Source organism: Bradyrhizobium sp. 2TAF36 (assembly GCF_052114925.1).
Classification (GTDB): domain Bacteria; phylum Pseudomonadota; class Alphaproteobacteria; order Rhizobiales; family Xanthobacteraceae; genus Bradyrhizobium; species Bradyrhizobium barranii.
The window spans coordinates 1-1,494 of the sequence record NZ_JBFRFR010000228.1 but is presented as its reverse complement, the minus strand read 5'-3'; the positions used below and the strand labels follow the sequence as shown (position 1 = coordinate 1,494).

Here is a 1,494-nt window from a genome sequence, read left to right as displayed (position 1 = left end):
CGATTTTGTTGAAAAAGTCTTCGGTTGCGTGAGCTGACATTCGCTGATTCAGTCGTTGCAAGAGGGCTGAATCATGATGGGACATCAGCGAGTTGGGCAGGCCGCATTGTTCTATGAGTTTTCGCTCGAGCGGCACGTTCCGGCCGATCATCTATTGAGATCGATCGACAGGTTCGTAGACCTCGACGGGTTGAGGCGAGAGCTGGCTCCCTTCTACAGCGCGATTGGGCGTCCCTCGATTGCCCCCGAACTGATGGTCCGGATGCTGTTGGTCGGTTATTGCTTCGGCATCCGTTCGGAGCGGCGCTTGTGCGAAGAGGTTCACCTCAACCTAGCATACCGCTGGTTCTGCCGCCTTGGGCTCGATGGTGACGTGCCCAATCACTCGACCTTCTCAAAGAACCGACATGGCCGCTTCCGCGACAGTGATCTGCTGCGCCAGCTGTTCGAGGCCATCTTGCGCCGCTGCATCGACGAGGGGCTGGTTGGCGGCGAAAGCTTTGCGGTCGATGCAAGCTTGATCAAGGCCGATGCGAACCGGCAAAACGGCGTCGAGGGCGAGAAGGGGTTGCCCCCGCAAGCTGCAAGCCGTGCCATCGACGAGTATCTAGCCGTCTTGGACGATGCGGCTTTTGGGGCGGCGACCGAGGTCGTCCCCAAGTTCATATCACCGGCCGATCCGGCCGCACGCTGGACCGGCGCTCATGGTGGACAAGCTTTCTTTGCCTACTCTACCAACTATCTGATCGATGTGGAGAACGCGATCATTGTCGACGTGGAGCCGACCACGGCGATCCGGCAGGCGGAGGTTCTCGCCGCCAAGCGCATGATCGAGCGAACCGCGAAGAACTTCGCTCTCCACCCGTCCAGACTCCTCGGTGACAGCGCCTATGGTTCGGCCGACATGCTGGGCTGGCTGGTCGATGAACACGGCATCGAGCCGCATGTGACCGTGTTCGACAAATCGGCACGTAAGGACGGTAGCTTCGCACGAGAGGACTTCAACTATGATCCAGCCGTCGACGTTTATGTCTGTCCTGGCGGTAAGACGCTGACCACAACAGGGACGCGCGTGAATGACGGCGAGACGTTGCTTTATCGAGCGAGCAAGGCTGACTGTGACGCTTGCGCTTTGAAACCAAGCTGCTGCCCGAATACGCCGGCTCGAAAGGTGCCTCGTTCGATTCACGAGAAGGCCCGCGACAGAGCGCGGGCGATTGCCAACTCCTGGGAAGGTCGAACATCTCGACGACTGCGCAAGAAGGTCGAAATGTTGTTCGCTCACCTCAAACGCATTCTCAGGCTAGACCGACTGCGACTACGTGGACCTAACGGCGCCCGTGACGAGTTCCTTCTCGCTGCAGCCGCCCAGAACCTCCGGAAACTAGCCAAGCTGATCCCAGCGCCGCAGCCAAAACCGACCTAAGAGGCGGTCGGTTCGCGCTGCGAATTGCGGCCGTCTTGCTCGAAGACCGACTTCTTCAACGGAATCGG

General features: G+C 59.4%; 1 protein-coding gene. It reads left to right on the top strand.

Annotation, left to right across the window (positions count from 1 at the left end):
- The first annotated feature begins 73 nt into the window (after positions 1 to 73).
- Positions 74 to 1,426, top strand: coding sequence for a transposase (locus AB4Z51_RS44885; RefSeq protein ID WP_441499762.1), 1,353 nt, complete (start codon positions 74 to 76; stop codon positions 1,424 to 1,426).
- Positions 1,427 to 1,494: the final 68 nt, after the last annotated feature.